The following is a 21308-nucleotide window of genomic DNA, read 5'->3' as shown; positions in this document are numbered from 1 at the left end:
CTGAAGAATGTAGCAGCCGGCCATGATCTGCACGGCTGACATATGGCATTCAGCTTCTCTCCATCGTGACCCTCCAGCGGTCCCGTTTCGTGAGCTCTAGAGACAGCACTTCTAGGCTGCCGCGGTCCTGAAGCTGCAAACGGTCGCCGCTGCTGAGACTTTTACTAGCCAGCCGCACCGCTTGCCAATTGAGACGCAGGCGGCCGCTGCGGATCTGCTGCAACACCCTGGCGCGGGAGATGCCGAATCCCGCTGAAGCGATCGCGTCCAAGCGGCAAGAGGCCTCAACGCTGGTGAACCGTTTGGTCGTACGGATTGAAGGGAGTTGCAGCATCTCAACCCCTCGCTGCTCCATCTGAATCTCTACCTCCCTGACGTGACTTGTCTTTCCGTTCAGCGCAGCGGCAGCCTCGGGTGTGCAGAGGGCCTGGGCACCACGATCGCCACGAATCCAGATGTCGCCGATCTCCCCGTCTGAAATCCCTAGGGAGGCGATAGCGGTACGCATGTCTTCCGGTTCCAATGGATCAAACAGGAAGTTGCCTTCCACCTCCAGCCCCATCACAGGAAGGGGATGGCGTTCCAGCACGTCATTGACCTCACAGCGTCGACTGATCAGCAGGCGCTGGCGTTCAGCGCCCTGGCGTCCGCCATCGCTGTCCACCTGGAGTTCTGCGAGCTCGAGAAGCCGTCCCACTGCCTCCTCCCTCAAGGGGGCGGAGAGAAAAGGAGACCAGAGAGGTTGCCAGGTGCGAAGCACGGTTTCTGAAAGCTCCAGCAGCGTCTTGATGCCCTGCGGGTCCCTGCAGCCTTCAAGCAGCTCTTGTTTGGGCAGCATCACAGATCGTTGAGGCGCACCACCTGGAGTGGTCGGGAGCTCTGTAGCAGCTGCCATGGCGGCTCGATCCCAGTGGGTGTCTCAAGCAACAACAACCACCGGTTCTCCTCATGCCGGTTGCGCAGGATGCGAACTCCGTCCTCATTCTCAGAAGGCACGCTCGCCGCGGCTGAGTAACTGCCCATCAGGCCTGCACCCATCCCCAGCAGTCCGCCAATCACGGGTTGTCCCCAGGGACCAAGACTGGAAAAGGTTTCGAGGTTCGTGATCTGGGTGAAGGTGAGGCCTGCCATGAAGCCGAATGGCAGTAGCCATCGGGCCATGGACCGTTGGCGTCGCTGTCGCGCCAGGCGAGGTGTGAGCAGATCAACAGAATCGATTGGCGTCCCTTGTTCCGTGCGATCCGCAGGCGGAACCAGCAGGCAGCGCTGCAGGGGGACTCCGTTGGCCCTCAGCTTCTCCTGCAGGGATGCCGCAGCGACTTGTTCCTTCAGCACCAGCACGCAGACGGGCATGGGTGATTTCCTGAGAGCGTTTAATTCTGGCCTGCTGGCCTGTCTTTAAAGTGGTTTGAGGCAGTCTTTCGCCGGTTGATGACAAAAGTTCTGGTTTCCGATCCCATTGATCAGGCCGGCATAGACATCCTGAGCCAGGTGGCTCAGGTTGATCAACGCACTGGTCTCAGCCCAGAAGAGCTGAAGGGAATCATTGGCGAGTACGACGCTCTGATGATTCGCTCGGGCACGCAGGTCACCGCCGATGTGATCGCAGCGGCCGATCGCCTGCGCATCGTTGGTCGCGCCGGAGTGGGCGTTGACAACGTTGATGTGCCGGCCGCGACCCAGCGTGGGGTGCTCGTGGTCAATTCCCCTGAGGGGAACACGATCGCTGCAGCTGAGCATGCCCTGGCGTTACTGCTCTCGTTGTCTCGCCATGTGCCCCAGGCTCACGCATCGATGCGTCAAGGGGCCTGGGATCGGAAAAAGTACTTCGGAAACGAGCTCTATAAAAAAGTGCTCGGCGTTGTGGGTCTCGGCAAGATCGGCTCCCATGTGGCGAAGGTGGCCAAGTCAATGGGCATGGATGTGATCGCTTATGACCCCTTCGTGTCCAGTGAGCGAGCTCAGCAGATGCAGGTGCGTCTGACGCAGTTGGCTGATCTGTTCAGCAGCGCTGATTACGTGACGCTGCATATCCCGCGAACCCCAGACACCGAAAACCTGGTGAATGCGGAGTTGCTTCGAAGCATGAAATCCACCGCTCGCCTCGTGAACTGTGCCCGTGGCGGAATCATTGATGAAAGTGCCTTGGCCGAGGCGATCGAGAACGGTGTGATCGCAGGAGCCGGTGTGGATGTGTTTGCGACTGAACCACTCGCGGCTGATTCACCGCTGCGCAGCGTTGAGCGTGGTCTGGTGCTGACACCCCATCTTGGTGCGTCCACTGAGGAAGCCCAAGAAAATGTCGCCACCGACGTGGCCGAGCAGATCCGCGATGTGCTCCTCGGTCTTCCGGCACGCAGTGCGGTGAACATCCCCGGTCTCAGTGCCGAGATCATGGAGCGTCTCAAGCCCCATTTGCAGTTGGCCGAAACACTGGGCCTCCTTGTTAGCCAGTTGTCCGGGGGGCAGGTGGAGGAACTGGAGGTCAGGCTCCAGGGTGACTTCTCGGAGTATCCATCCCAGCCCTTGGTTGTGGCTGCTCTTAAAGGTCTGCTCTCCAGTGCCCTTGGCGAGCGCATCAACTACGTCAATGCTCTGCTTGAGGCCAAGGCCCGCGGCATCCACGTGCTGGAGGTGAAAGACGAGTCCAGTCGTGACTTCGCAGGGGGCTCGCTCCAGCTCACCACCCGTGGCTCCCAGGGGGGGCACAGTGTCACTGGTGCGGTGTTTGCCGATGGTGAGCTGCGTGTCACCACCATCGATGAATTTCCAGTGAATGTGCCGCCCAGTCGGCACATGTTGTTCACCCGGCATCGCGACATGCCCGGGATTATTGGCCAGCTTGGATCCGTTCTGGGTGAGCACAACGTCAATATCGCTTCAATGCAGGTGGGACGTCGCATCGTCCGAGGTGACGCGGTGATGGTTCTCAGCATTGATGACCCAATCCCACCGAGCCTGCTGGCCACCATCAGTGCCATCAACGGCATCCAGGAAGCACATCCCGTCACCCTCTGACGGTTTGTTGTTCAACCTCCTTGGCCATGACATCGACCTCCCTTCGTTGGTGGCGTTTTTCCCTGCCACTTCAGCCCGAACTTGAGGAGTCGCTTCTCTGGAAGATGGAGAGTCTTGGGCTGCATCGCGTGGCGGTGCAGCATGCACCGGAAACGCCACACCAGCGCACCCTTTTCGCTTGGTTGCCGGAGCCAGAATGGCCTGAAGATCAGCGCACAGAGCTGATCGATAGTCTTCGGCCGTTGGCGACCACGTTCGGCCTGAGCTTGCCCAGGGTGGAATGGAAGCAACTGGATGATGAGGATTGGAGCCTCACCTGGAAACAGCATTGGCAGGCCGATCCCGTCGGAGATCGATTGTTGATCCTGCCTGCCTGGCTTGAGCTGCCTCCGGAACATGCCGATCGTCTGGTGTTGCGGATGGATCCAGGCAGCGCTTTTGGTACTGGCAGTCATCCCACCACTCGGCTTTGCCTCGAGGCCTTGGAAGCCTCTCCCCCTCAGGGCTTGCAGGTGGCCGATCTCGGATGCGGCAGCGGTGTCCTTGGGCTGGCGGCCTTGGCCCTAGGCGCCGAACGAGTGTTGGCGGCAGACACTGATTCTCTCGCCGAACGCTCTACAAGGGATAACGCCAGTCTGAATGGGCTCGATGAAGACCATCTGATGGTGCGCCAAGGCTCGGTCGAGACATTGGCTCTGATGCACGCAGGTGTTCAATCCCAGCTGTTGCTCTGCAACATCCTGGCGCCTGTGATCGAAGCCCTGGCCCCTCATTTCACCTCGGTGTTGGCCCCGGGAGGGCGCGGCCTCCTCAGTGGTTTGCTTGTAGAACAGGCTCCGCGGCTCACCAGCGTGCTGGAAGAACTGGGATGGACTGTTGTGGCGCTTCGTTCCCAGGGAAGCTGGGGATTGATGGAGATCAGCAGGGTCGAATCTGCATAAGCCTGCCTTATCAGTGCATGGGCTTTGATTGGCCTTGCCCGGAAAGCTTGTCCTAAAAGACTGAGAGTGCCCCAGTCCGATGTAGAAGGGTTTGGTCCTGCATGCCTGTTTTTCAGGTCAGTGCGCACTCCATCCATCCATGGCTTCCTACAAGGTCACTCTGGTCGCTGAGAGCGAAGGTCTGAACAAGACCATCGAAGTGCCCGACGATCAGTACATCCTCGACGCCGCTGAAGAGCAGGGCATCGATCTGCCCTATTCCTGCCGTGCAGGCGCCTGCTCCACCTGCGCTGGCAAGATCACCTCTGGCACTGTCGACCAGTCCGACCAGAGCTTCCTGGACGACGACCAGATTGAAGCTGGCTTCGTTCTGACCTGTGTGGCGTATCCCACGTCAGATTGCACCATCAAGACCCACGCTGAAGAAGAGCTCTATTGAGTTCGACCTCAGGGTCCTAAATCTCGTATGCAGTCCTCCGTCGCTTTGATGGACTGTCCATCCGCCACCCCCAGGGGTGGCTTTTTGATGGCATCGTGAGCGCACGATCAGGATCTCCCATGCCTGCAGCGTCAGCCGCTGCTTCTGCCTCCTCCAGGCCTGAAGTCGATGCACTGATGGAACACGGCAGTGTTCACACCAGTCCTGGTGGTCAATACAGCTTTCGGGTCATTGGACCCTGCTGCCGCCTTTTCGATCGGGAGGAGCTGCCGTGGCCCTGCTGCCGTCTCGTCTGGCGAAGCAAGGAGCCCAGTTGGAGAAGGGTCGGACGGCGCTTTGTGCCTGATCTGGCGGCGCGTCGATGCCCCTCCTATGCCGTCGAGTTGTTGCAACCTGGCTCAAGACCCACGGCCACGGTGCTGACGCTGTTCTCGATCCGTTTCAGCTCTGCGCTCCAAGAATGGTGGTATAGCCGCCATCCCCGTTCCTTTGAACCGGCGAATACAGCACCGGGTTCCCAGTCATGAAAAAGCCGCCCTTTGGGGCGGCTTTTTAATTGAGAGCTGGTTGAGAGATCAGAAGTAGATCTTTCCGCCGCCCCATTCTTTGCCAAGCACCTTTGGTGCCACAAGGATGTAGCCAGCCATCAGGCGGAGGTCTTCATCGGTGAGATCACGCATTGCTGGATAGAGCTCGCGGCTGCGCATGCTGGGGTGGACGTCAGCAATGCTGTATTCGCCGTCGTAGGAGGTTGGATCGTTGATGTAATCCACCAGGCCTTCAATGCTGTCGCGCGCTGGAGTTGCCAGCGCAAGGGTCTCAGGGTCGAGTCCCACGTTGTGGTTGGTCTTGGTAATACCACCGGCATGGCAGGTGCCACAGCTGGTGTTGAACACCTTGCGGCCAGTTTTGATCTCCTGCTCGGAGAAAGTCACCTCAGCGCCGCTGGTGTCAGCGGGAACGGTGAGGGTCTGGGCATCCCACTGGGCAGCAAGAGCGGGGGAGCTGAAGGCGAGAGCGACCAGCGCAGGCAGCACGAGCAGCAGTCGGCTCAGGGACCGTCGCAGGGAATGGAAGGGAGAGACCATGAAGGACACCAGAATCTGACGGATACACCGCACCAAGTTCTTGTATCACGCGGTGATGGTCCCTTGGTGATGTTCCTGGAGCGTGCTCATGAACTGTTGCAGCCGGGAGGATGGCTTGTGGTTCCGCTCACTCAGCCGGGTGGATGTCCAGGGTGAGGAAGTCCTTGGCGAGGAGCGTGTTGGGGAAGATCGCCTGTGCCTCATGCAGCAGGTCATCGGGGGTGACGGCATTGCCCGGCGCATACCGGGGGCTGAGGTGGGTGAGAGCCAGCTGCTTGACCCCAGCTTCCGCTGCGGTTTGAGCCGCCATGGTGCTGGTGGAGTGTTGGCGCTGGAAGGCCATCTCCGCTTCGGCGTGGGAGAAGGTTGCTTCATGGATCAGCAGATCGGCGCCGCGGGCTAGCTCCACAGCCGCCTCGCAAAACACTGTGTCTGTGCAGTACACAATGCTGACCCCAGGCCGGTCTGGTCCGCATAGTTCCCGACCGTCGATGCGGCGGCCATCCTCCAGGGTGACGGTTCGCCCCTGCTTGAGTTGGGCATAGACAGGTCCAGGCGGGATCTTTAGGGCACGGGCTTTGTCGATGTCGAATCGTCCTGTGCGCGGTTTTTGGTCGATCCGGTAGGCGTAGGCGGGAACCCGATGGGTGAGGGGAGTGGCCCTCACAATGATGTCGTCGTCTTCCAGTACCAGCCTCCCTTGCTGGGCGGCCTCTTTCACCCGATGCACAGTGATCGGATAGCCGATTCGGGTGGAGCTTGTCCGCAGAACTCCCTGCAGATAGTCCTCCAGCGCCTCAGGACCATAGAGATCCACTCCCGAACTGTTGCCGGCTAGGCCGAGGCTGGCCAGCAGGCCAGGCAGGCCGAAGACATGGTCGCCATGCATATGGGTGACGAACACCCTTCGCAGTTGGGAAAGGCGCAGCTCGCTGCGCAGAAATTGATGTTGTGTGCCCTCTCCACAATCGAACAGCCAGAGTTCCGACCGCTGCGGTAATCGCAGTGCCACAGCTGAAACGTTTCTGGCCCGGGTGGGAACGCCGGAACTGGTGCCGAGGAAAGTGACCTGCACGGTCTGGGGCGGGCAAGCATCAAATTTGCCATGCAGCACCCTGGATGAACGGGGCAGAGGGGGGCACACTGAGCTGCCCTGCCGATCGGATCGCGTGGTGAGGCCCTTCCCTTCCCTTCTGTTCGGACCCGTTGCCGCTCTGTTGTTGCAACCGTTGCTGCCGGCCATGGTGCCAGCAGCAGCTGTTGAGATTGCTGCTCGGCAACCCCAGATGCGGGTGTTGGTCGCGGAGGCGAGCACCTTGCGTCTGCGCGCCGACGGTCGACAGCGCTTGGAGCTGTCAGGACTGGGTGGGGAGCCGCTGCAACTGTCCCGTCTTCTGATTAAAAGCAGCCACGGACAATGGCTGATCGAGTCTCCTGAGCTGGGACGTCGGAGCCTTCCTCGCACAGCCAGATTGACGATCCACAGCAGAGATCCGCGCGGCATCTGGCTCGGTCAGCGTCGCTATAGCGGTGAACTGCGTCTGGCGTCACGAGAGGGTCGGATCCAGGTGGTCAACCATCTCGGCATCGAGAGTTATCTGGCCAGTGTCGTGGGCAGTGAAATGCCCCAGGACTGGCCGATGGCCGCGCTGCAGGCTCAGGCGGTTGCTGCTCGCACTTATGCCCTGCGTCAGCGCGGGCGCAACGGCAGCTTTGACTTGAAAGCGACTGTGGCTAGTCAGGTTTATCAAGGGTTGGAATCGGCGACGCCCCGCACCCGCGAGGCGGTTGACAGCACCCGCTCCTTAGTCATGGTGCATGGCGGCAAGCTGATCAGCGCCGTCTTTCACAGCAGCTCCGGCGGTGCGACCGAGCCCAGTGGTGAGGTGTGGCGCAACCAGCTGCCCTATCTAGTGAGCGTGCGTGATCACGATCAAAACAGCCCGGTGCATCGCTGGGAGCAGCGCTTTGATACCCGTCAGCTCAAGAAGGCCTTTCGCGAAACCGGGGGGTTGCAGAGGCTGGAGGTCTTGCAGACCAGCTCGACCGGCCGACTGCGCGCAGTGCGCGTGCGCGGTCCTCGAGGCGCGCTTGAAATCACGGGCCGGGAGTTGCGTCAGCGCCTCGGTCTCAAAAGCACGATGGTCAGTTTTAACTGGCTGGCTCAAGCGCCCGTCGCGGCCGTGCCCGCTACAAGCCCCCTCCCCTCGACGGCGGCTGCAGTGCCCGCACCCACCACAAGCCGGATGCGCGACAGGGCTGTTTTGATCGGCGTGTGGCGGGATTCGGCGACTGGATCTGTTGATGTCGAGTCCAAGGGACCTGCCTCCTTGCCTGCGACCTCCTCCGCTGCTCGGCCTGGGGTGATGCCGCCGCCGCCGCCGCCGCCACTGGAGCTCTCTCCCCTTGTGACTAGAGGTGGTGGTACCAAGAGAGTGCTGGCGGTTCGCGGTCGCGGCTTCGGCCACGGCGTCGGCATGAGTCAGTGGGGAGCCCGTGGCCTGGCGGAGCAGGGCGCTGACTTCCGCCAGATTCTCCAGCACTATTACCGCGGTGTCACGATCCGACCGTTCTTGCCTGCTGATGACCCGGCGATGGCATGGATCGCCCCACTCAGGCCAGCCTGGAGCAGTTGATAGTTCTCATCGTTGGATCTCCAGCAACTTCCGCACACGATTGTTGTCTCACAGCGAGCCGATCCACCCGCGCTGATGGACGCCATCGTTGATGACTGGGAAGGGCAGCTACGCAAGCGGTTGAACACGGTGGCCCCCCGTCCGTTGGGCCTGGCCACCGGACGCACGATGGAATTGTTCTATGCGGCCTTGGTGCGGCGCCTGCAGCAATGGAGCGGCTCTGACTTGGAGCGGCTCCGTAGCGGCTGGCTCAGTTTCAATCTCGATGAATATGTCGGTCTTTCCAGCACGCATGCCAACAGCTTTGCCTTCTACATGAAGCAGAGGCTGGCAGACCCGCTGGGATTGCTTCCCGAGCAACTGCATCTGCCTGATGGTGCAGCGGCCCAGCCTGATCTGGAAGCAAGGCGTTACAGCCAGGAGCTGCAGAGGGCCGGTGGCATCGGATTGCAGCTGTTAGGGCTCGGTGGTAATGGTCATATTGGCTTCAATGAACCCCCCTGCGGTGCCGATGCACCCTGTCGCTGCGTTCAGCTCTGCGCTGCCACCCGTGAGCAGAACGCAGCGGCCTTTGGTGGAGTGTCTGATCAGGTGCCGGCTCGGGCGATCACTCTGGGTATCGCAGAGATTCTCGCTGCGCAGGAGCTGCATCTGATTGTCACAGGGGCGACGAAAACTGAGATTCTCCGGCGCGTGTTTGCCAACGGTTGTGACCCCTCCTTGCCGGCAAGCTGGTTACTGCGTCATCCGCGGGTTCGGCTTTGGGTTGATGATGCCGCTCTTGGGTTGCGATAACGGCACCTTGACGGACTGGCGCTTCTGGGTTGATCGCGGCGGTACCTTCACGGACCTGGTCGGGATGGCTCCGGACGGACGTCTGGTGGTCCGAAAAGTGCTCTCGGAGCAGCCGTGGAAATCAGGAGATCCCGCAGTGCAGGCCATGCAGGAGATGCTGCTAGAGGAGGGGCTGTCTGCGGAGCGGGAGGCCTCCATCGGGGAGCTGAGGCTGGGCACGACTGTCGCGACCAATGCCCTGCTGGAGGGAGCTGGGGATCCTGTCCTTTTGCTGACCAATGCTGGCCTGGAGGATCTATTGCGCATCGGTGATCAGCACCGAGTGGATCTTTTCGCTCTCGAACTGCAGGAACCGCCCTTTCTTGCGGTGGCGGTGGAGGCGGTGAACGGGCGGCTTGATGCCGATGGTGCGGAGGTGATTCCGTTGCAGCTTGATGATGCGCTTGAGGAGCGACTGCGTTATCACCACCGTCAGGGATTGCGCTGTTGTGCCATCGCTCTGTTGCATGCCTGGCGCTATCCAGAGCATGAACAACGTTTGGAGGCCCTTGCTCGGCGGATCGGTTTCACCACCGTTGTCTGTTCTCATCGGGTGTGTCCGTTGCCGAGGTTGGTGCCGCGCGGGCAGACCACGCTGGTGGAGGCGACGGTGGCGCCATGCCTCTTTGGCTATCTGCAACAGGTGCAGCAGGCGCTCGGTCACCGGACTCAGTTACGGGTGATGACCTCCAGCGGTGCCCTGCAGGCACCAGGGCACCTCCAGGCCAAGGACACGATTCTGTCTGGTCCAGCTGGTGGGATGGTGGGAGCGGTGGCGGTGGCGCGTAGGGCGGGTTTCGCGACCCAGCCGCTGGTGGGCTTCGATATGGGCGGCACCAGTACGGACGTGTTTTGTCTCCCGGCCGGTTCCTCGGACAGTGCTTGGGAGCGCAGCGCTGAAACGGAGGTGGCTGGGTTGACGCTTTTGGCGCCAAGGCTGCCGATTCACACGGTGGCCTCGGGGGGAGGGTCGATGATTGATCGGCATGGTGATCGCCTCACCGTCGGTCCCCGTTCGGCCGGTGCTGATCCGGGGCCTGCCTGTTACCGCCGCGGCGGTCCGCTCACGATCACAGACGCGAACATGCTGCTGGGACGACTGCAGGTGCAGGGTTTCCCGGCTGTGTTTGGGGACACCGGCAACCAGCTGCCCGATGGGGAGGTGGTGCAGCAACGCTTTGCTGCGCTTGCCGAGGCCCTTGCCTGTACCCCTGAGCAGTTGGCGGAAGGGGCCCTCGATCTTGCGGTGGAAACCATGGCGGCTGCGATTGAGCAGGTGTCGCTCTGTCGTGGCCATGACATCCGTGGTGGTGTGTTGGTGGCCTATGGCGGAGCCGCTGGTCAACTGGCTTGCCGTGTGGCTCGCGCTCTCGGCCTTCGGCAGGTGTTGCTGCATCCTCTGGCAGGCGTGCTGTCGGCTTACGGCATGGGACAGGCGCGTCAGCGTCAGTGGCGACAGGGTGCCGTGCGCCAGCCATTGCAGGAGAAGCAACTGCTTCCGTTAGCGGAGCAGCTGCGTGCGGCTTTGGAGCTGGCAGAGCAGCAGTTGCTTGCCGATGGCGACGCACAGGGCGGTCTCCTGGAACGGAAAGTGTCGTTGGAGTTGCGTGATCCAGCCTCCGAGCAGGGGTTGATGGTTGAGATTGCCGATCCAGGCGAGGCCAATCTCCTGGCCTTGCCAACGATCACCGATCTAGAAGGAGCCTTTGCCAGGCTGCATCAGCAGCGTTTCGGTTTTCTCCCCCAGCGCCAGGTCCCTCTTGTGGTGGAGCGGTTTGAGGTGGAGGTGGTGGCGCCACCTCTGTTGGCCATGCCGTCGGTTCGTGGGTCTGGTGCCGAGGCCACCCCGTCCGTGTTGGCTTCAGTCGACCGATCTGAGCTCGTCTCGATGCACTGCCCTGGACGTGGCTGGTGTTCTGTCCCGTTGTGGCGTCGTGAGCAGCTGCACGAGGGGCAGCACTTGGTTGGCCCTGCCCTGATCCTTGAGGCCACCGGGTGCATTGTGCTGGACCCCGGTTGGAGGGCACGCTGCGCCTGTCATGGCGATCTCATTCTTGAAGACCTTGTGATCAGTGGTCGGGGTGTGAAAGCGGGGAGCGATTCAGCCTCAGCAGGTTCCGGTCTGGTGCCTCAGGCAGCTGAGGCTTTGGCTGGTGGGGGTGCGGATGAGGCTGTGGATCCAGTGGACCTCAGCTTGTTTCACCATCGCTTCATGGTGATCGCCGAACGGATGGGGGAGCGGCTGCGGCAGACCAGTCGGTCTGTGAATATCCGCGAACGGCTCGACTTCTCCTGTGCCTTGTTTGATGGTGCTGGTGCCTTGGTGGCCAATGCTCCCCACATCCCAGTGCACTTGGGGTCGATGGGGGAGGCGGTGGTTGATTTGCTCGCTGAGGTGGCGGCCGGCAAGGCCCCGCCGCTGCAGCCAGGTGATGTGGTGATCAGCAATGACCCTTTCCATGGAGGCACCCATCTGCCAGATATCACTGCGATCACACCTGTGTTCGCAGGGGGAAGTGAACCGCTCTTCTTCGTGGCCAGTAGGGGCCACCATGCTGATGTGGGTGGTCTGACCCCCGGCTCGATGCCTCCCTTCAGTCGATGCATTGAGGACGAGGGGTTGTGCTTGCGTCACTGGCCTCTGGTGCGGCAAGGACGTCTTGATCGCGAGGCCTGGACGACGCGCCTTGCAGCCGAGCGGTTGCCGCCGCGCTGCCCTGATGTCCTTCTTGCTGACCTCCAGGCCCAGGTCGCTGCCAATCGACTCGGGGTGGACTTGCTCGAGGCTCTTGTCGCCCGAGAGGGCCACAAGAGGGTGGCTGGTTACATGGATTATGTGCAGCAGCACGCTGCGGAGGCGGTGGAAACGCTGCTCTCTCGTCTATCCGACCAGTGCTTTGAGGTGAAGCTCGACAACGGTGCTCGCCTGCAGCTTGAGGTCCGGGTGGATCAGACGCGGCGGCGAGCCCATCTCGATTTCAGCGGTAGTTCGCCGCAGGCAGACCACAACTTTCATGCTCCGCTGGCGGTAACGAAGGCGGCAGTGCTCTACGTGATGCGCTGTCTTGTGCAGGAACCCATCCCTCTGAATGCTGGCTGCTTTCGCCCCCTCACACTCACGGTGCCGTTTGGATCGCTGTTGAATCCGAAAGCTCCTGCGGCTGTCGTCGGCGGCAATGTGGAGACCTCCCAGGCACTCTGCAATCTGCTGTTTGCTGCCCTGGGAGTGATGGCTGCCTCCCAAGGCACCATGAACAATCTCAGCTTCGGCAACCAGCACTTTCAGTATTACGAGACCATCGCCGGAGGCAGCGGGGCAGGAGAAGGCTTTGCTGGTGCATCGGGTCTGCAATGTCATATGACCAATTCCCGGCTGACGGATCCCGAGGTGCTTGAACAGCGCTTTCCTGTTCGCGTGGAGCGCTTCGCTCGCCGCAAGGGCAGTGGTGGCGCGGGTCGATGGCCCGGGGGAGATGGGCTGGAACGCCGTTTACGTTTCCTTGCACCCATGACGGTGGGACTGCTGTCCGGTAGTCGTTTCGTCTCGCCGTTCGGGCTTGCGGGTGGAGGGGATGGACTCTGTGGGAGCAATCAGCTCGAACGCGCCGATGGGTCCAGGGAGCACTTGCCCGGTTGTGTGCAGCTTCAATTGGAGGAGGGTGATTGTCTGACGATTGCGACTCCAGGCGGAGGAGGCTGGGGCATACCGCAATGATCGGAATTGATGGGTCTGTAGCGCACTGAACGCCAGAGGGAGCGACACTTTCGCTATTTATGGAATGTGAGGCATTCATCTGAATGCGTCGCGACACGTTCACTCTGTGTTTCACAGAGCGCAGTTCGTTTCAGACCAAGGAACGGGGGTCTGAGCTAACTCGGAGAACCACCATGCAGCTCACCTACATGGGCAATGTCTACACGCGTCAGTCCGTCGCAGTCGTCAAGCCGACTGTCGCCCTCGTCTATCGCCATGCTTCGTATCAAGCCCGCCAGGCTGATGCCCAAGCTGCTTCAGCAGGTCTCACCTACCGCGGCGTGCACTATCAACGGTCTTTCTGAAACGTCGTACCTGATCCAGGTCGTTAGCCATTCGCCCCGCTCCGGCGGGGTTTTTCGTTGACGAGCGCACCACACTGATGCCACTGGTGATAACTTCGGCGCAGATAGGTGATCAGAATGAAAACATCACGGCTGGTCCGAATGGCACCGATGGTTGCCAGCGCGATGCTGCTTGCTGCAGCTCCCGTTGTTGCTCGCACGCCCTTCGTGTATGCAAGCAAGTTCAGCTATGACGGAAGCCTTCAGAGCTGCATCGATGGTGCCACCAAGGCTCTGAAAATCCATGGGTTTGATAAGAACGTGCGGGTTCTGGATGTCAATCCCAAACTCAAGGAGGTGAAGGCTAATCACTCCGTGGAGTATGTGGCCGCACTGATTGAGTGCGATAAGAAGCGAGGCCTCACAATGCTGGTGGTGGCTGGTCCTGACAATGACGCTGTTTATGAAGCCTATGAGAAGCTTTACAGCGCGGATTGGTAAGGCCCCATCTCGCCTTAGTGATGGATCTCAGCGGTTTCGGGCAGACGTTCCACTTGCTCGTTGAGCATTGCGGCAACGATGCTATGCAAATAGGCGGCTTGTCTTAAACGCAGCATATCCAAAGTGTTGAGGCTGCCAGACTCAATCACGGCAATCATCTGCTGGAGGGCGGCGTTGTTGAGATCGCGGTTCATGGTAAAGGTTGAAACTGCAATCACCCTCTCTGAACTGGTTGTGGTCAGGTGTGACTCAGATCCTTTTTGCTGTGATCTTGGTCACCCCGTTGTTGCGCAGCAACGAGGCTGTTCAGGGACCCAGCCCACTTCCTGTTGGAGCGCAGACAATAAAAAACCCCGCTCGTGGCGGGGCTGGTAAGGGCATCAAGACGTTCATCACAGGGCAATCGTGGACTGATTCAATGCCTCCTGGCTGCCAAGTTGGACAGTATCAGTGCTGCCGAGTAGTGAATCACGCAGTGGGTCGGCTTGATGCTCTACGGCTGCAGTTGTTCCTAGCGACTGTGCATCAAGGGGCAAGATTGTTTCTGGAGTGGATGCAAAGATTGCAGCACGACGCTCAGTACTTGCCTCGAACGCTGGGTCGTCTCCCTCAAAGCCTTCATCTTCATCGAAACCAAAGTGCTCAAGGGCTTGGCCTGTTGCGGTGAGTGCGTTGGCGACCTTGTCGACGCCTTCGATTTGTTGTTGAGCTTCTTGGGGCAGAAAAGGTTTTAGGGCGTTGCCTGCGTTGGCGAAGGCTTGGGCTTTTTCTCCGGCTTCGATGAACTGAGCGGAAGGCGTGAAGGTGGAGCGAGTGGGGTTGGTCATTGGCTGATGACCTGTCACCAGATCTGCATCTTCATCGAAACCAAAGTGCTCAAGGGCTTGGCCTGTTGCGGTGAGTGCGTTGGCGACCTTGTCGACGCCTTCGATTTGTTGTTGAGCTTCTTGGGGCAGAAAAGGTTTCAGGGCGTTGCCTGCGTTGGCGAAGGCTTGGGCTTTTTCTCCGGCTTCGATGAACTGAGCGGACGGCGTGAAGGTGGAGCGAGTGGTGTTGGCCATTGACTTGGAGAGGTGATTTCAGATGGGGGGTGTTGCCCCCTCGACTACTTCAAGGTCACAGTCCTTCTGGTGACCCCCAGTGCATGCCTCTAGTGCGAATCAAGCCAACATCTGGTGAAACTCTGGTGAACGGCTCAGATCTCAGTCACCACCTTGGCTGACACCGCACCCACCCTCTCGCTACCAGATGTCGAAGCATGATTCGATCCATTGCCGATTTGAAGGCAGTCACTTTCGCTCTAAAAACCAGTCATGTCAGTCGATCTGTAGCCCTTCGGCGAGATCGAGGTTGGCGCTGACGCTGCTGACATCGTCCAGTTCATCGAGCACCTCGAGAAGTTTGAGGCACTCGCTAGCGGTGGCCGGATCGGTGAGGGTGACGCTGGTGAGCGGATGCCAGCAATGTCCCCACTCCTGCACGGACCAGCCACTGTCCCTCAGTCCACTCTGCAACTGTTCCAGGGCCTCGAAGCGGCCATGCACGAGGGCAGAACCGTCGTCGCCCAGCTCATAGCTGTCGGCATCAAGATCGAGCAGGGTTTCTAAAAGTGCCTCCTCTTGGACGCTGTCAGCTGCTGTGGTGCCCCGCTGCTCCGCTGCGCCGTGACGGATGCGCACCTCACTTCGGTGTTCAAACAAATAGCTGACGCAGCCGCTTTCGCCCAGGTTGCCGCCGTTCTTGCTGAAGGCCAGGCGAATATCGGCCGCTGTGCGATTGCGGTTGTCCGTGAGGGCATCCACCAGAACCGCCACCCCACCTGGGGCATAGCCTTCATAGCGGATCATTTCCAGTTGATTGATTCCGTCGCCCCCCTGACCGGACCCTTTGGCGATCGCCCGCTCGATATTGGCGGCAGGAACGCCAGCGGCTTTGGCTTTGGCGATGGCGGTGCGCAGTTGAAAGTTCCCGGTTGGATCGCCACCACACCGAGCAGCCACCGTGATCTCGCGACCCATCCGGGTGAACACGGCACCTCGCCTGGCGTCGACCACCGCCTTCGTGCGTTTGATCTGGGCCCATTTGCTGTGGCCAGCCATCGAATCGCGAGCGCCCTTCCGCTTCAGGGCAGGCTACCGGTTGGCTGCTGGCCAGGATTCAGCCGCGAGCATCGAACACGACCTTGGGTCGCAGCTGGCTGTCGGCCTCGATCAAGCCAAGACCCAGCATCTGGCCAGAGTGGTGCACCACCATCAGGGTCTCTCCAACGGACCCCAGTCCGTTGGCAATGTGCAGTCGTCGTCCACAACGCCAGTTCTCCCTGTCGGTATCGGACGCCTCGTGTGCGGCCAGATGCTTCAGGGCCTGTTGGGGTGGCAGAACCGGGGGAAGGCGCTGGCTCGTTGCGTCGCTCTCATCCGGCCACTCAGGCAGGGGGGAAGCCTGCTCGATCTGGAATCCGAGGGCTTGAATACGCCGCAGGCTTGCGAGACATCCGCCGCAGCCAATCTGTTCCCCAAGGTCGCGGGCCAGTGATCGGATATAGGTGCCAGCGGAGCAGTGCACCTCTAAATCCAGTCTGCCGTTGTTGGGATCCCAGCCCTGCATCTCCAGGCGGTGGATGGTGACGGGTCTCAGCGGTAGATGCATGTGTTCGCCGCGTCGAGCCCTTTCGTGGGCGCGTACTCCGTCCACGTGCACTGCAGAGACCTGGGGCGGTCGTTGTTGAATCGGTCCACGGAAGGTGTGCAGGGCTGCTTCGAGGTCGTTGGCTGAGAGAGCTGGCCAGCTCTGATTCGTCAGGACCTCGCCTTCGAGGTCATCGGTATTGGTGGTTCTGCCGAGTTGAATGCTGCCGCGGTAGGTCTTGTCCCCAGGCAGATAAGGCAGCAGACGCGTCGCGGCACCGAGTGCGATCGGAAGCACGCCAGTGACAGCAGGATCCAGGGTGCCGCCATGGCCGACCCTTTTCAGTCCAAAGCAGCGTCTCAGGCGACTGACACAACTGTGGGAGGTGAGGCCTGCGGGCTTGTCAATTACAACAAAGCCAAAGGGACCCACGACCGCCAGACGCACAAACCTGAGAGGACTGTGGCAGTTCAAGTGGCCCGGTAGGTTGGCCGCGGCGTGAGATCGGCCCATGCAAGAGCTCCGGGACCGCACTGTGGACGTGGCGGCTTTTCTTCAAGACGGCCTGGCGGTGAAAGCCCATCTCAGTGCTTATCTGAACCTGCCTCTGGATGAGGTGGAGCTGCGGCTGAAACGTGCCACAGACGACCTTGCTGCTCTCCATCCAGGGGCTTTTCAACCTGACGATGCCACTGGTTTCTACGAAGACACCGTCGGTACCGGACATTTACTGGAGCTTGCGGCCTGGCATCTGACCAGTTCTGACTACATCGCTGATACCTTGCGGCTGCAGCAGCAGTTCGCCAAAGGCCATGTGCTCGACTTTGGCGGTGGCATTGGAACCCATGCTTTGGCGGCGGCGGCTTTGCCGCAGGTGGAGCATGTGTGGTTTGTGGATCTCAATCCGCATAACCGCGACTTTGTGACCCAGAGGTCGGCTTCCCTTGGGCTTGGCCACAAGCTGTCGGTGCATCGTGATTTGCAGAGCTGCTCTGATCAGCGCTTCGATGCTGTGGTCTGCCTCGATGTCCTGGAACATTTGCCAGATCCCTCTGCCCAGCTGGACCTCTTTCATGCGGCCATGGCCCCCGGTGGCACGGCTCTGCTCAACTGGTATTTCTTCAAGGGGGACAACGGTGAGTACCCCTTCCATTTCGATGATCCGGCACTTGTGGAGCGTTTCTTTCGCACCTTGCAGAGTCGTTTCCTTGAGCTGTTCCATCCCTTTTTGATCACCACTCGTGCCTACCGACCCCTTTGAGAACGAGCTCTGAAGTGTTGATCGCTTCGTCTTGAACGGCAGAGCAGGCGCTGAGATGGGTGAAGCGCCTGCAAGCCTGTTCCTCGAGCGGATCGCTCGGCATTAAGGCATTAAAAAGCCCCAACAGTGTTGTGCTGCTGGGGCTCAGCCATGCTGGGGTTCGTCTTGACCCTGCGTCAGCTTCAAAAGGGGTGAGGCTTAGCCGGCGGCCTTCACGCTGATGCGCTTGCGGTTGCGCAGGCCCCTGCGAATACTCTCAAAGGTCACGATGCCGTCTGTGAGCGCGAACAAGGTGTCGTCCTTGCCATGACCCACATTCAGGCCTGGGAGCACAGAGGTGCCGCGTTGGCGGATGAGGATCGAACCGGCCGTGACGCTTTCTCCGCCGTACGCCTTCACCCCAAGGCGCTTGGAATTTGAGTCGCGTCCGTTACGTGTGGAGCCTGTGCCTTTCTTATGTGCCATGAGTGATGCCTGAAAAGTGAGGGGGTGGTGTGGAGAGTGTCAGCTGATGGCCGTGCCGCCGACCTTGATGGCCTGAACCATCACACGGGTCAGCTCCTGGCGATGTCCATTCTTGCGACGTGTCTTCTTCTTAGGGCGCATCTTGTAGACGATCACCTTCGGTCCACGGCGGTGATCCATCACCTTGAGCTCAACGGTGGCGTCTTTGATGTAGGGCTGGCCGAGCGTGGTGCCCTTGCCGTCCTTCACCAGAAGCACGTTGTCCAGGGTGATGGTTTCGTCAACTCCGGCCTGGAGGCGGTCCAGGTCGTAATAACGGTTGGGCTGCAGCCAGAACTGCTGGCCTGAAGCCTCCACGATCGCGTAGGTCTCGGTACTTGGGTCTGCCATGGAGAGAAGGCGACGCGGACAGGCTCGAAGCAATGACATGTCGGAGCAAAGCTCCGAGGCCCTCGGCTTCGATTCGGCCTGAACCGCAATCGAAAGACAAACAAAGATCCTCCACCTTTGGTTCCCCTTTCGTCAAGATCAAGTCAGAGCAATCCTGCGAAGGATGAATGGTCCGGCCCTCTCCATCGCACTGCTTGTGAAGACGCAGGACCTGGTGACGGCGTGCCGTTCATGGTTGCCCAGCAACCGCTACACGACTGTGGATTTGGGATTGACAGCCGACGTCAAGGATTTTCAGGCGGCTCTCGAGCAGAAACGTGAAGCGGTTGATGCTGTGGTGATTGAGCAATCACTGCTCGAACCCGAATTGCGGCAGTCGCTGCTCGACGCCGGCCTCCTCTTCCCTGCTGTGGTGGTGGGGGAGGTGATGGGTCGGGTGGACTACCACCCTGAAGAGGTCCACCTGCCTGTCGATCAAATTGAGCAGCTGGGATACAACGTTGATGCTGCGATTTCGCGATTCCTGCGTCAAGGTCAGAAGGAGGAGCGTCAGGCAGAAGGCCAGGCCCTGAACGTGCAGGGGGGAGTCGCGGTCGAGAGCAGTGCTTGGCGTCTCACCAGCCGGCTTCAGGAACGACTTGGTTACCTCGGCGTCTTCTACAAGCGCGATCCATCGCGTTCGCTCAGCAATCTTCCTCCTGATGAGCAGGAGGAGCTGCTGAAGTCTTTGGAGCGGACCTACCGAGACTTGCTTTTGAGTTATTTCCGCGATCCGGCAGCGGCAAATCAGGCCCTGGAAAGCTTTGTGAATACGGCATTTTTTGCAGATCTTCCGATCACCCGTGCTGTTGAAATCCACATGAACTTGATTGACGACTTCTGGAAGAAGCTCAGACTTGAAGGGCACAAGAACGATTTCCTGCAGGACTACCGCTTGGCCCTTCTTGATGTGATGGCCCATCTCTGTGAGATGTATCGCCGCTCGATCCCAACCGAAGCGCCGCTGGCGGGAACCGGCGCTTCGCCAGGATCGTTATCCGTGGCTGCATCGTCGGAAGCGCGTCGGGAGCTGTCCTCATGAGTCCTCGCAAGACTTACATCCTCAAGCTCTATGTGGCGGGGAACACCCCCAACTCAATGCGGGCCCTGAAAACGCTCCGCAACATTCTTGAGACTGAATTTAAGGGGGTTTACGCCCTGAAGGTGATTGATGTGCTCAAGAATCCTCAGTTGGCAGAAGAGGACAAGATCTTGGCGACCCCAACGCTCTCCAAGATTCTTCCGCCTCCGGTGAGACGCATTATCGGGGATCTTTCGGATCGAGAGCGGGTGCTGATCGGTCTCGATCTCCTCTATGACGAGCTCACTGATGCTGGCCTGGGCTCGTCCTTGATGGACACATTGGAGGATGCTGACGAAGTGCCCACAGAACCTTAAGCAGGGCCCTGATCTATCGCCTTTGCCTCCATTCGTGATTAGCGTCTGAATAACCCTCATTTGTCATGCAGATCTCAGGTTCCACGGGCTCACCTCAGATGCAGGTCCAGAAGCTCCCAACGGGGATTGAGGGCTTTGATGATGTCTGTCATGGCGGTCTCCCGATTGGCCGCAGCACCCTGATCAGCGGCACCTCGGGCACAGGTAAGACTGTGTTTTCACTGCATTTTCTGCATAACGGCATTGCTCACTTCGACGAGCCCGGGATTTTTGTCACCTTTGAAGAGTCGCCACTCGATATTCTTCGCAATGCAGCCAGTTTTGGCTGGAATCTTCAGGAGATGGTGGAGCAAGATAAGCTCTTCATTTTGGATGCATCCCCAGATCCAGATGGTCAGGATGTAGCTGGCAGTTTTGATCTCTCTGGTTTGATTGAGCGGATCAATTATGCGATCCGCAAATACAAGGCCAAGCGAGTTGCGATCGATTCGATCACTGCTGTTTTCCAACAGTACGATGCTGTTTTTGTGGTGCGTCGGGAGATCTTTCGTCTGATTGCGCGCTTGAAAGAGATTGGCGTTACTACGGTCATGACCACAGAGCGCATTGATGAATATGGCCCAATTGCTCGTTACGGGGTTGAAGAATTTGTCTCCGATAATGTAGTTATTCTCAGAAATGTTCTTGAGGGTGAACGCCGACGCCGCACCGTTGAGATTCTCAAGTTGCGCGGCACCACCCATATGAAGGGAGAGTTCCCGTTCACGATGGGTGCGCACGGCATCAGCATCTTTCCTTTGGGAGCGATGCGCCTCACTCAGCGCTCGTCCAATGTGCGCATTAGTTCTGGTGTGCCGCGTCTCGATGAGATGTGCGGTGGCGGCTTCTTTAAGGACTCGATCATCCTTGCGACCGGCGCTACTGGAACGGGTAAGACCCTGTTGGTGTCGAAGTTTATTGAGGATGCATGCCGCAACAAGGAAAGGGCAATCTTGTTTGCCTACGAGGAATCACGCGCCCAGTTGCTGCGCAATGCCACCAGCTGGGGAATTGATTTTGAGCAAATGGAGCAGGATGGAGTGCTCAAGATCATCTGTGCCTACCCCGAATCCACTGGTCTCGAAGACCACCTGCAGATCATTAAGACAGAGATCAGTCAGTTCAAGCCGTCGCGGATGGCGATCGATTCCTTATCGGCCCTTGCCAGAGGCGTCAGTCACAACGCCTTCCGCCAGTTTGTGATTGGTGTGACCGGTTACGCCAAGCAGGAAGAAATTGCGGGCTTCTTTACGAACACTTCTGAAGAGTTCATGGGCAGTCACTCGATCACTGATTCCCATATCTCCACGATTACTGACACGATTCTGCTGCTGCAGTATGTGGAAATTCATGGCGAGATGGCCCGCGCGCTCAATGTCTTCAAGATGCGTGGTTCATGGCATGACAAGGGCATTCGTGAGTTTGTGATCACCGGCAATGGTCCGGAGATCAAAGATTCCTTCTCCAATTTCGAAAGAATCATCAGTGGTGTTCCCCATCGCGTGACCACCGATGAGCGCAGTGAGCTCTCACGGATTGTCCGCGGTGTCTCACCTGAAGATTGAGTTTTAGGGCACGAGAAGGCTTAGCGCT

Annotated in this window: 23 protein-coding genes; 13 read left to right on the top strand and 10 right to left on the bottom strand. The window is 59.5% G+C overall.

Going from position 1 to position 21308, the window contains the following annotated elements; genetic code table 11:
• Positions 1–49 precede the first annotated feature (49 nt).
• Together SIB72_RS01225 and SIB72_RS01220 are read right to left on the bottom strand one after the other, a co-directional pair.
• Positions 50–895, bottom strand: a complete 846-nt coding sequence (locus tag SIB72_RS01225; RefSeq protein WP_413744354.1) for a photosystem II S4 domain protein — start codon at positions 893–895, stop codon at positions 50–52.
• Complete coding sequence (locus SIB72_RS01220; RefSeq protein WP_115120454.1) at positions 838–1353, bottom strand: hypothetical protein; 516 nt, start codon at positions 1351–1353, stop codon at positions 838–840. Before SIB72_RS01220 ends, SIB72_RS01225 begins: the two co-directional genes overlap by 58 nt.
• Positions 1354–1431: 78 nt before the next feature.
• On the opposite strand from SIB72_RS01220, the gene serA reads away from it, so the two are divergent.
• The 4 genes from serA (at position 1432) to SIB72_RS01200 (ending at position 4925) form a co-directional block, all read left to right on the top strand.
• Positions 1432–3018 carry a phosphoglycerate dehydrogenase gene (gene serA / locus SIB72_RS01215; protein WP_413744353.1) on the top strand — a complete coding sequence of 529 codons (1587 nt, stop codon included), beginning with the start codon at positions 1432–1434 and terminating at the stop codon, positions 3016–3018.
• A 26-nt stretch (positions 3019–3044) separates the two neighbouring features.
• Entirely contained in the window at positions 3045–3959 is a 915-nt protein-coding gene (gene prmA, locus SIB72_RS01210; RefSeq protein WP_115120453.1) for a 50S ribosomal protein L11 methyltransferase, read from the top strand.
• 139 nt (positions 3960–4098) lie between these two features.
• Entirely contained in the window at positions 4099–4398 is a 300-nt protein-coding gene (locus SIB72_RS01205; RefSeq protein ID WP_115019479.1) for a ferredoxin, read from the top strand.
• Positions 4399–4517: 119 nt separating this feature from the next.
• The gene (locus SIB72_RS01200; protein WP_170953876.1) at positions 4518–4925 is read left to right on the top strand and encodes a hypothetical protein; all 408 of its coding nucleotides are present in this window, start codon (positions 4518–4520) and stop codon (positions 4923–4925) included.
• Between the two features lie 48 nt (positions 4926–4973).
• Here the strand turns inward: SIB72_RS01200 and psbV are convergent, their stop codons facing one another.
• Both psbV and SIB72_RS01190 read right to left on the bottom strand, forming a co-directional pair.
• Complete coding sequence (gene psbV / locus SIB72_RS01195) at positions 4974–5486, bottom strand: photosystem II cytochrome c-550 (RefSeq protein ID WP_244281583.1); 513 nt, start codon at positions 5484–5486, stop codon at positions 4974–4976.
• 127 nt (positions 5487–5613) lie between these two features.
• Positions 5614–6561 (bottom strand): ribonuclease Z, encoded by a 948-nt coding sequence (locus tag SIB72_RS01190; protein ID WP_413745150.1) that lies wholly within the window; start codon positions 6559–6561, stop codon positions 5614–5616.
• Between the two features lie 166 nt (positions 6562–6727).
• On the opposite strand from SIB72_RS01190, the gene SIB72_RS01185 reads away from it, so the two are divergent.
• The 5 genes from SIB72_RS01185 (at position 6728) to SIB72_RS01165 (ending at position 13495) form a co-directional block, all read left to right on the top strand.
• Positions 6728–8122 (top strand): SpoIID/LytB domain-containing protein, encoded by a 1395-nt coding sequence (locus SIB72_RS01185; RefSeq protein WP_413745149.1) that lies wholly within the window; start codon positions 6728–6730, stop codon positions 8120–8122.
• Positions 8123–8197: 75 nt separating this feature from the next.
• Entirely contained in the window at positions 8198–8917 is a 720-nt protein-coding gene (locus SIB72_RS01180; RefSeq protein WP_413744352.1) for a glucosamine-6-phosphate deaminase, read from the top strand.
• Entirely contained in the window at positions 8892–12671 is a 3780-nt protein-coding gene (locus tag SIB72_RS01175) for a hydantoinase B/oxoprolinase family protein (protein WP_413744351.1), read from the top strand. Before SIB72_RS01180 ends, SIB72_RS01175 begins: the two co-directional genes overlap by 26 nt.
• A gap of 83 nt (positions 12672–12754) precedes the next feature.
• Positions 12755–13015, top strand: a complete 261-nt coding sequence (locus SIB72_RS01170; protein ID WP_115120450.1) for a DUF4278 domain-containing protein — start codon at positions 12755–12757, stop codon at positions 13013–13015.
• Between the two features lie 150 nt (positions 13016–13165).
• Complete coding sequence (locus tag SIB72_RS01165) at positions 13166–13495, top strand: hypothetical protein (RefSeq protein ID WP_413744350.1); 330 nt, start codon at positions 13166–13168, stop codon at positions 13493–13495.
• Positions 13496–13509: 14 nt separating this feature from the next.
• On the opposite strand, the gene SIB72_RS01160 is transcribed toward SIB72_RS01165, so the two are convergent.
• The 4 genes from SIB72_RS01160 to truB all read right to left on the bottom strand — a co-directional run bounded on the left by SIB72_RS01160 (position 13510) and on the right by truB (position 16636).
• Entirely contained in the window at positions 13510–13689 is a 180-nt protein-coding gene (locus tag SIB72_RS01160) for a hypothetical protein (RefSeq protein WP_115120448.1), read from the bottom strand.
• Positions 13690–13887: 198 nt separating this feature from the next.
• Positions 13888–14556 carry a hypothetical protein gene (locus SIB72_RS01155; protein ID WP_413744349.1) on the bottom strand — a complete coding sequence of 223 codons (669 nt, stop codon included), beginning with the start codon at positions 14554–14556 and terminating at the stop codon, positions 13888–13890.
• A gap of 255 nt (positions 14557–14811) precedes the next feature.
• Complete coding sequence (locus tag SIB72_RS01150; protein ID WP_413744348.1) at positions 14812–15594, bottom strand: YebC/PmpR family DNA-binding transcriptional regulator; 783 nt, start codon at positions 15592–15594, stop codon at positions 14812–14814.
• Positions 15595–15652: 58 nt separating this feature from the next.
• On the bottom strand, positions 15653–16636 hold the full coding sequence (truB, locus tag SIB72_RS01145) for a tRNA pseudouridine(55) synthase TruB (protein ID WP_413744347.1): 984 nt from the start codon (positions 16634–16636) through the stop codon (positions 15653–15655).
• Here truB and SIB72_RS01140 point away from each other — a divergent pair.
• Entirely contained in the window at positions 16635–17384 is a 750-nt protein-coding gene (locus SIB72_RS01140) for a class I SAM-dependent methyltransferase (RefSeq protein WP_413744346.1), read from the top strand. The genes truB and SIB72_RS01140 overlap by 2 nt on opposite strands.
• 198 nt (positions 17385–17582) lie before the next feature.
• Here SIB72_RS01140 and rpmA read toward each other — a convergent pair whose 3' ends face one another.
• Together rpmA and rplU are read right to left on the bottom strand one after the other, a co-directional pair.
• Positions 17583–17849 (bottom strand): 50S ribosomal protein L27, encoded by a 267-nt coding sequence (rpmA, locus tag SIB72_RS01135; RefSeq protein WP_115121408.1) that lies wholly within the window; start codon positions 17847–17849, stop codon positions 17583–17585.
• Between the two features lie 39 nt (positions 17850–17888).
• Positions 17889–18239: a 50S ribosomal protein L21 gene (gene rplU / locus SIB72_RS01130; protein ID WP_115121409.1), complete on the bottom strand. Its 351-nt coding sequence runs from the start codon at positions 18237–18239 to the stop codon at positions 17889–17891.
• A 163-nt stretch (positions 18240–18402) separates the two neighbouring features.
• Here rplU and SIB72_RS01125 point away from each other — a divergent pair, with 163 nt between their 5' ends.
• The 3 genes from SIB72_RS01125 (at position 18403) to kaiC (ending at position 21280) form a co-directional block, all read left to right on the top strand.
• Positions 18403–19320: a circadian clock protein KaiA gene (locus SIB72_RS01125; RefSeq protein WP_413744345.1), complete on the top strand. Its 918-nt coding sequence runs from the start codon at positions 18403–18405 to the stop codon at positions 19318–19320.
• Positions 19317–19676 carry a circadian clock protein KaiB gene (kaiB, locus tag SIB72_RS01120; RefSeq protein ID WP_413744344.1) on the top strand — a complete coding sequence of 120 codons (360 nt, stop codon included), beginning with the start codon at positions 19317–19319 and terminating at the stop codon, positions 19674–19676. Before SIB72_RS01125 ends, kaiB begins: the two co-directional genes overlap by 4 nt.
• A gap of 65 nt (positions 19677–19741) precedes the next feature.
• The gene (kaiC, locus tag SIB72_RS01115) at positions 19742–21280 is read left to right on the top strand and encodes a circadian clock protein KaiC (RefSeq protein ID WP_115121412.1); all 1539 of its coding nucleotides are present in this window, start codon (positions 19742–19744) and stop codon (positions 21278–21280) included.
• The last annotated feature ends 28 nt before the right edge of the window (positions 21281–21308 follow it).

This window comes from Synechococcus sp. MIT S9451 (assembly GCF_047304725.1).
In the GTDB taxonomy this organism is placed as follows: domain Bacteria; phylum Cyanobacteriota; class Cyanobacteriia; order PCC-6307; family Cyanobiaceae; genus Synechococcus_C.
Note: the sequence above shows the minus strand (reverse complement) of the source record. Positions and strands in the feature narration are given on the sequence as shown.

Coding starts and splice junctions, on each gene's coding strand:
- truB (WP_413744347.1), bottom strand. CDS start 16,636: ATGGGCCGATCTCACGCCGCGGCCAACCTACCGGGCCACTTGAACTGC.
- rpmA (WP_115121408.1), bottom strand. CDS start 17,849: ATGGCACATAAGAAAGGCACAGGCTCCACACGTAACGGACGCGACTCA.
- SIB72_RS01125 (WP_413744345.1), top strand. CDS start 18,403: ATGAATGGTCCGGCCCTCTCCATCGCACTGCTTGTGAAGACGCAGGAC.
- SIB72_RS01205 (WP_115019479.1), top strand. CDS start 4,099: ATGGCTTCCTACAAGGTCACTCTGGTCGCTGAGAGCGAAGGTCTGAAC.
- SIB72_RS01200 (WP_170953876.1), top strand. CDS start 4,518: ATGCCTGCAGCGTCAGCCGCTGCTTCTGCCTCCTCCAGGCCTGAAGTC.
- SIB72_RS01220 (WP_115120454.1), bottom strand. CDS start 1,353: ATGCCCGTCTGCGTGCTGGTGCTGAAGGAACAAGTCGCTGCGGCATCC.
- SIB72_RS01150 (WP_413744348.1), bottom strand. CDS start 15,594: ATGGCTGGCCACAGCAAATGGGCCCAGATCAAACGCACGAAGGCGGTG.
- SIB72_RS01175 (WP_413744351.1), top strand. CDS start 8,892: ATGATGCCGCTCTTGGGTTGCGATAACGGCACCTTGACGGACTGGCGC.
- SIB72_RS01170 (WP_115120450.1), top strand. CDS start 12,755: ATGCGTCGCGACACGTTCACTCTGTGTTTCACAGAGCGCAGTTCGTTT.
- kaiB (WP_413744344.1), top strand. CDS start 19,317: ATGAGTCCTCGCAAGACTTACATCCTCAAGCTCTATGTGGCGGGGAAC.
- SIB72_RS01155 (WP_413744349.1), bottom strand. CDS start 14,556: ATGGCCAACACCACTCGCTCCACCTTCACGCCGTCCGCTCAGTTCATC.
- SIB72_RS01140 (WP_413744346.1), top strand. CDS start 16,635: ATGCAAGAGCTCCGGGACCGCACTGTGGACGTGGCGGCTTTTCTTCAA.
- prmA (WP_115120453.1), top strand. CDS start 3,045: ATGACATCGACCTCCCTTCGTTGGTGGCGTTTTTCCCTGCCACTTCAG.
- SIB72_RS01160 (WP_115120448.1), bottom strand. CDS start 13,689: ATGAACCGCGATCTCAACAACGCCGCCCTCCAGCAGATGATTGCCGTG.
- rplU (WP_115121409.1), bottom strand. CDS start 18,239: ATGGCAGACCCAAGTACCGAGACCTACGCGATCGTGGAGGCTTCAGGC.
- SIB72_RS01180 (WP_413744352.1), top strand. CDS start 8,198: ATGGACGCCATCGTTGATGACTGGGAAGGGCAGCTACGCAAGCGGTTG.
- SIB72_RS01225 (WP_413744354.1), bottom strand. CDS start 895: ATGGCAGCTGCTACAGAGCTCCCGACCACTCCAGGTGGTGCGCCTCAA.
- serA (WP_413744353.1), top strand. CDS start 1,432: ATGACAAAAGTTCTGGTTTCCGATCCCATTGATCAGGCCGGCATAGAC.
- kaiC (WP_115121412.1), top strand. CDS start 19,742: ATGCAGATCTCAGGTTCCACGGGCTCACCTCAGATGCAGGTCCAGAAG.
- SIB72_RS01165 (WP_413744350.1), top strand. CDS start 13,166: ATGGTTGCCAGCGCGATGCTGCTTGCTGCAGCTCCCGTTGTTGCTCGC.
- SIB72_RS01185 (WP_413745149.1), top strand. CDS start 6,728: ATGGTGCCAGCAGCAGCTGTTGAGATTGCTGCTCGGCAACCCCAGATG.
- psbV (WP_244281583.1), bottom strand. CDS start 5,486: ATGGTCTCTCCCTTCCATTCCCTGCGACGGTCCCTGAGCCGACTGCTG.